We start from the raw sequence: 6,154 nt of genomic DNA, 5'->3' as shown, positions 1-6,154 counted from the left end.
ATCCCCTCCGGCGCCATCCCCCCGAACTCTGCCGTTGCAGGCTCTGCCGTTGCGGAACGACGGCCATGACCACGCCCGACATCGGACGGCGTCCCTCCGCGCCGGTGCAGCGCCCCGCTGGCGCCCCGCCCGTGCGCTGGCGCCGCCCCCTGCCGCCGGTGGAGCAGGTCCGGCCGGGGCTGTGGAGCATCCCGCTCCCGCTGCCCTGGGCGAAGCCCGCTCACGTGTCCGTCTATGTCTTCGAGACCGCGGACGGCCCTTACCTGATCGACGCCGGCTGGGACTCCGACGACGCCTACGCGGTCCTGGAGACCGGGCTGGACACGATCGGGACCTCGGTCGCCGAGGTGCAGGGCGTCATCGTCACCCACGCCCATCTCGATCACTTCGGGATGGCGGGGCGGATCCGGGAGGCCTCCGGTGCCTGGGTGTCGCTGCACCCGTTGGACAACGCGATCCTGAGCCAGTTCGAGAACGGTTTCGCCACCCGGATCCCGGGAATGATGGCCCGCGCCGGCGCTCCGGCCGAGGTGACCGAGCAGCTCGTCAAGGGCACCCAGGCGGCCGTCCGCCGGATTCCGCGCCCGGACGTCCTGATCGAGGACGGCGGACGACCGGACATCCCCGGTTGGGACCTGCGCGCGCTGTGGACGCCCGGCCATTCACCGGGACACCTGTGCTTCTGGGAGCCGGTCAACCGACTGTTGCTGTCCGGTGACCATGTGCTCCCGTCGACCGTCGTCGGCACCCCCGAACCGGACGAGTCCCATCCCGACCCGCTCGGTGACCACCTGCGCGCGCTCGCCCGGCTGCGCGGGCTGGACGCCGCGGAGGTCCTGCCGGCGCACGAGCACCGCTTCACCGGCCTGGAAGCCCGCCTCGCCGAGATCGACGCGGTGCACCAGGGCCGGCTCGCCGAGGTGCTGGCGGGCCTGCGTGCCGGCGCAAGCACCGTCTGGGAACTCGCCGACCACGTGACCTGGCACCGCCCGTTCCGCAACCTGCGCGGCGTGGCGCTCCAGAACGCCGTCACCGACACCTTCGGGTGCCTCGCCGCGCTGGTGGCGACCGGCACGGCCCGCGTCGACGACGGCGCACCCGCGCGCTGGCGGCTCGCCGACGCCTAGACCCACCACAAACCCGTCCAGATCTACGTGAATGTCCGCAAACTGGCTGCCGCGGCGGTCCCGACTCCGGTGGAGGCGGGGATTTCGGGCCGCATCCATCGGTACTAGGGTGTGGAACATGACGTCCGTGTCGCTGTCCAAGGGCGGGAATGTCTCGCTGAGCAAGGTTGCTCCCAACCTCACGGCTGTGACCATCGGGCTGGGTTGGAAGGTGCGGCAGACCAGCGGTGCCGACTACGACCTCGACGCCAGCGCGATCGTCGTCAACGAGGCCGGCCGGGTGCTCTCCGACGGCTACTTCATCTTTTTCAACAACCTGGTCAGCCCCGACGGCGCGGTCACGCACCTCGGCGACAACCTGGTCGGCGGCGGTGGCGGCGACGACGAGCAGGTCAACGTCGACCTGCGGACGTTGACCCCGCAGGCGGCGAAGGTCGTCTTCGCGGTGTCGATCTATGACGCGGACACCCGTCGGCAGACCTTCGGCCAGATCCGCGACGCCTTCATCCGGGTCACCGACGCCACGACCGGTGTGGAGGCGGCCCGCTACGACCTCACCGAAGACGCCTCCACCGAGACCGCGATGATCTTCGGTGAGCTCTACCGCTACGGCGGGGAGTGGAAGTTCCGCGCCGTCGGCCAGGGCTACGCCTCCGGCCTGCGCGGAATCGCCCTGGATTTTGGCGTCAACGTCTCCTGACCCCCTGCTGTCGACCTCGTTTGCTGTCGACCTCGTTCTGCTGAGCGACCTCCTCCGCCGGGTCGGGGATGCTGTGAGGATGCGTCTGATCGTTGCGGGACGGTTGGAGCGTGAGGTGGCCCGCTACCGGGAGGCGGAGCTGACGTACCCCGAGCGCGGGGCGACGGCAGGCAGCCTGCCGGCCGGTTATCGGCATCTGCGGCGTCGCGTGTTGCTGGGCCACGGACGGCCCGTGCTCGATGCCGCCGCCGCGGCGGTCATGAGCTGGAGGATGCATCGGCACGCCGTTCTCAGGCTGGTGGCGACTACTTCCGAGGTGGACGTCGGGGCGACCGTGGTGATGTGCGCGGGCTGGGGGCGGGTCGGCGTGCTGGCTGCCTGCCGGGTCGTGTGGGTGCTCGACGAGGCCGACCGCCACGGTTTCGCCTACGGGACCCTGCCTGATCATCCAGAGGTCGGCGAGGAGGCTTTCGTCGTCGAGCGCGACGCCGACGACGCGGTCTGGCTGGGCATCACAGCCTTCAGCCGCCCGAACGGGCTTCTGCCACTGATGGCCGGGCCTGCGGGCCGACGGGCGCAGGAAATGATGACCGTTCGTTACGCCCGCGTGGTACAAGACGCGGCGGGCCTTTCGGAGGGCTGAGCCGAGCCGTCTGATCGCCCACACCAACGCATCGCGGCCCGTCGCCGGGCTTGGCTCCGTGCCGGCGTTGCCCACCAGCCAGCGGCGGCCGGCGGCAGTGACGCAGGTCAGATGCGGCGCCAGCCGGTGGCGGGGCTCGTCTTGCCGATCGTGGGCACGATCCGGGTGCGTGAACCGCGCGGTGCGACGACCATGACCCGCACGGTGCGGGTGTTCGCGTCGATCCGGTAGAGGATCCGCCAGGCCGGGCCGCTGGCCTCGTGCATGCCGACCTGCTCGCCGGGAATCGGGGTGCCGGCCTTGCGGGGGTCGTCGCGTAGCTTGCCGTCGAGGAACCGGCGGACCTCGCCGCGGGTGAGCTCGGCGAGCTTGGCCAGGTCCCGTTCGGCCGAGGTGGAGAGGGTGACCTCGTGCTTGTCGCTCACCGCCAGCGACCCGTCCCGTCACGTGAGTGGAACTGGGGCAATCCCGCGCGGGAAGAGACGACTTCCGCGTTGTTCACCCAATGATCCTATGCGCCCGCCCGAGCCGCGGCGGCCTGTACGACCGCGGGGGTGAGCTCCGCGGTGGTGGCCACCCGGGCCGAGGCCAGGCGCAGGGCGTCGGCGTCGGGTGGGAAGTGCGGGTTCGGCACGGCGACGACCACCATCCCGGCGGCCGCGGCGGCGCGCAGCCCGTTCGTGGAGTCCTCCACCGCCACGCAGTCGCCGGCCGGCACGTCGAGCCGCCGGGCGGCCTCCAGGTACACGTCCGGCGCGGGCTTGCCGCGGGGGACCTCCTCGGAGGAGACGACGGCGCGGAACAGCCCGGCCAGGCCCGTATGCCCGAGGACCAGCTCGATGAGCATCCGGGCGGAGGAGCTTGCCAGGCCCAGCGGGTGCAGCGCGGCGAGGGCGCGCACGGCGTCGACCGCGCCGGGCAGCAGCGGCGGCGCCGAGCCGTAGCGGTCGGCGACGCGCCGCAGGACCTCGTCGGCGATGTCCGCCGCCGACCCGGGCACCCCGATCTCGGCCAGGTAGCCCGACCATTCGGCGGTGCTCATCCCCATCATCCGGCTGGTGCTGTCCGCCTCCCAGCGCCCGCCCCGCTCGGCCACGTAGGCGCGCCGCACGTCGTCCCACACCTGCTCGGAGTCGATCAGGACGCCGTCGAGGTCGAAGACGACCGCCGCGACCTCACCCATCGGAACCCATCGAACGTCCCCCGGTCTGGTCGACGGTGCCGGAGGCCGACGATACCCGCGGGCCATCCCCCCGCTGCCACCCGACCGCCGCCACCCGACCGGATGACACGGACAGCCGCCGCTGTTGGTGATGGGCATGCGCTATGGAGACGACGACACGATCCGTCATCTGCTCGCCGACACCGAGGTGTGGGCGGTCGTCGGGCTGTCCACCGACACCCGCCGCACCGCGTTCGACATCGCGGAGTACCTGCGTCGCAACGGCAAGCGGGTGGTGCCGGTCCACCCATCGGCGCCGGTGGTCGCGGGGGAGCAGGGGTACGCGACTCTGAGCGAGATCCCGTTTGCCGTCGACGTCGTCGACCTGTTCGTCCGTTCGGAGCTTGCCGGGCCGGTGGTGGACGAGGCGGTGAAAATCGGCGCGAAGGCCGTCTGGCTCCAGCTCGGCGTCCGCGATGACGCGGCTGCCGTCCGCGCCGGTGAGGCTGGCCTCGACGTTGTGATGGACACCTGCCCGGCGATGGAGGCCCCGCGTCTCGGTCTCGGCTGGACCCGCTGAACCGGTCTCAGCGCCGGCGCCGGCGCCGCGCCGCGACGCCCCGCATCGACGCCTCGCCGGGGCCGGCTGGACCGGTTGCCGGTCCAGCCGGGGCGGAGAGGTCCTGATCGGCGAGGCGTGCTGCCGACGATGGTCCGATCATCGCGGGTTGGGGTGCGGCGGGAGCCCACAGTGAGGTGCGGGAGATCTCGTCCGGTGCCCGGCGGGAGCGGCGGACCAGGACGAGCCGGCGGGTGCCCAGCGCCGCGGCGGGCGGGAACAGGACGAGCACCGGCAGCAGGTAGCGATAGTCGAAGCAGACCGTGGCCGCCGGCACCACGAGGATCACGACGCCGGCCGCGGCGAGCAGGGCCGTGTCGGCGCGCAGCCGCCGGTGTTCGGTCGTCTGGTCGCGCCAGCGTCGCCTGGCCCGGGCACCGCGCACGCCAAGCCGTGGGACGCGGCGTCGGGCCGGTACCGCGATCGCGACGACGGCGAGCAGCAGCATCGCGGCCAGCACCGGGCCGGGCGCGAAGCCGTCATGCTGGTAGCGGCGCAGGAAGCCGGCGGCCGACCCGTGGATCTCGCGCTTCGGCGTGTCGCCGTGCAGGCCCAGCAGCGGCTCGGCGTTGTGCAGGAAACGGGGCTCGGCGCCGGTGGGGAAGCGCCAGGTGGCGTCGGGCCAGTCCCGGTGCCCGATCGGTCGGCCGGGGCGGAAGTAGTGGACGAACTCGCCGCCGACCATGCGGACGTAGTCGCCGAACTGGTATCGGATGACCTGGTGGGTGAAATCGCGTAGCAGCGCGTCGCGCTCGTCGGCGGGCACATGCAGCCGCCGGGACGGGCTGTTGACGTTCCACACGTAGTAGCTGGGGTCCGGCCGTTCGGCGACGGGGTGCGGGGAGCACAGCACGAGCTGCGCCCGGCTCAGGTGCAGCCGGTCGCAGTCGGCGATCGGCGCCACCCGGCCGTACATCCACACCGCGTCGCCGCCGGTGAGCGCGTACTTCCCGTGACTTCCATGGAACCAGCTCGCGTAGCCGGCGAGCGGCACGGCCAGGGCGACGGCGAAGGTCGCGAAGCGAAGCCAGCCGACCCGGCGCAGTAGCAGGTAGCCGACGACCAGCACGGCGAGGGCCACGCCGATCGTGCGGACCAGGCCCGCGCCGGCGAGCAGCAGCCCGGCCAGCCCACATGCCCACACCGACGGGCGGGGCGACCAGGTCAGGGCGACGATCGCGGCGACCAGCAGCACCGCGAACAGCGTCTCGGCCATCACGTAGTGCTCGATGACCAACTCGTAGGCGTCGAGCAGGACCGGTGCCGCGGCGAGCGCCGCGACCGGCGCCGCGATGCGCCGGTGCACCAGCATCACGTAGAGGGTCACGCCCAGCGCCAGCCCCGCCGCGTGCTGGACGACGGTGACCCACCAGAGGTCGTCGGTGAACGACAGCAGCCGCAGGAACGCCGGGTAGCCCGCCGGGCGCATCGGGTCGGGGGCCTTCAGCGTCGACAGGCGTAGATACGCGTAGGAGTCGCCGTAGAACTCGAAAGCCGGCCGATAGGCATAGGCGGTGATCGCCCGCAGCGCCACGCCCGCGGCGAGCAGGACCGCGAAGGGCAGATGCCGCATCGACCGACGGTGGCGGCGGACAGGCGGCTGGTCCTCGCCGCCGGCGTCGTCGCCCAGTACGACCGGCGCGTCGGGCGACGCCGGTTCCCCCGTCTCGCGGGCCGCGGCGCCGGCGCCGCGCGGAAGGTCATGGCCGTTGCCGTGGCCGGGTTCGTCCGGATAGGCGGGCAGGTCGGGTTCGTCCGGCCGGACCGGACCGCCGGGAAGGTCCGGCTCGTCGGGATAGACGGGGTCGTCGGGTCCCGCCGGTCCCGCCGCCGCCGTCGCAGCCGAGGGCAGCGGCGGCACCGGCGGCGGCGCAGGTGGCGGTGGGGAGCCGGGGTCTTGATC

At 72.7% G+C, this 6,154-nt stretch carries 7 protein-coding genes; 4 read left to right on the top strand and 3 right to left on the bottom strand.

Annotation, left to right across the window (positions count from 1 at the left end; genetic code table 11):
- Positions 1-65: 65 nt before the first annotated feature.
- The 3 genes from NBZ83_RS29395 (at position 66) to NBZ83_RS29385 (ending at position 2,470) form a co-directional block, all read left to right on the top strand.
- Positions 66-1,127: an MBL fold metallo-hydrolase gene (locus tag NBZ83_RS29395; protein ID WP_261576254.1), complete on the top strand. Its 1,062-nt coding sequence runs from the start codon at positions 66-68 to the stop codon at positions 1,125-1,127.
- Between the two features lie 118 nt (positions 1,128-1,245).
- Positions 1,246-1,827 carry a TerD family protein gene (locus tag NBZ83_RS29390; RefSeq protein ID WP_261568894.1) on the top strand — a complete coding sequence of 194 codons (582 nt, stop codon included), beginning with the start codon at positions 1,246-1,248 and terminating at the stop codon, positions 1,825-1,827.
- A 79-nt stretch (positions 1,828-1,906) separates the two neighbouring features.
- Entirely contained in the window at positions 1,907-2,470 is a 564-nt protein-coding gene (locus NBZ83_RS29385; protein WP_261576253.1) for a DUF1990 domain-containing protein, read from the top strand.
- 107 nt (positions 2,471-2,577) lie between these two features.
- Here NBZ83_RS29385 and NBZ83_RS29380 read toward each other — a convergent pair whose 3' ends face one another.
- Entirely contained in the window at positions 2,578-2,895 is a 318-nt protein-coding gene (locus NBZ83_RS29380; protein ID WP_261568892.1) for a type II toxin-antitoxin system RelE family toxin, read from the bottom strand.
- An 86-nt stretch (positions 2,896-2,981) separates the two neighbouring features.
- Positions 2,982-3,653, bottom strand: coding sequence for an HAD family hydrolase (locus NBZ83_RS29375; protein WP_261576252.1), 672 nt, complete (start codon positions 3,651-3,653; stop codon positions 2,982-2,984).
- 136 nt (positions 3,654-3,789) lie between these two features.
- On the opposite strand from NBZ83_RS29375, the gene NBZ83_RS29370 reads away from it, so the two are divergent.
- Positions 3,790-4,212 (top strand): CoA-binding protein, encoded by a 423-nt coding sequence (locus NBZ83_RS29370; RefSeq protein ID WP_136447924.1) that lies wholly within the window; start codon positions 3,790-3,792, stop codon positions 4,210-4,212.
- Positions 4,213-4,219: 7 nt separating this feature from the next.
- Here the strand turns inward: NBZ83_RS29370 and NBZ83_RS29365 are convergent.
- Positions 4,220-6,154: hypothetical protein (locus NBZ83_RS29365; protein WP_308203837.1), on the bottom strand; the 1,935-nt coding region annotated here is incomplete at its 5' end.

It is taken from the genome of Frankia gtarii, from assembly GCF_025403375.1.
Lineage (GTDB): Bacteria > Actinomycetota > Actinomycetes > Frankiales > Frankiaceae > Frankia > Frankia gtarii.
Note: the sequence above shows the minus strand (reverse complement) of the source record. Positions and strands in the feature narration are given on the sequence as shown.

Excerpts from the sequence above, each read along its gene's own strand:
- NBZ83_RS29395 (WP_261576254.1), top strand. The coding sequence starts at position 66 with ATGACCACGCCCGACATCGGACGGCGTCCCTCCGCGCCGGTGCAGCGC.
- NBZ83_RS29390 (WP_261568894.1), top strand. The coding sequence starts at position 1,246 with ATGACGTCCGTGTCGCTGTCCAAGGGCGGGAATGTCTCGCTGAGCAAG.
- NBZ83_RS29385 (WP_261576253.1), top strand. The coding sequence starts at position 1,907 with ATGCGTCTGATCGTTGCGGGACGGTTGGAGCGTGAGGTGGCCCGCTAC.
- NBZ83_RS29375 (WP_261576252.1), bottom strand. The coding sequence starts at position 3,653 with ATGGGTGAGGTCGCGGCGGTCGTCTTCGACCTCGACGGCGTCCTGATC.
- NBZ83_RS29370 (WP_136447924.1), top strand. The coding sequence starts at position 3,790 with ATGCGCTATGGAGACGACGACACGATCCGTCATCTGCTCGCCGACACC.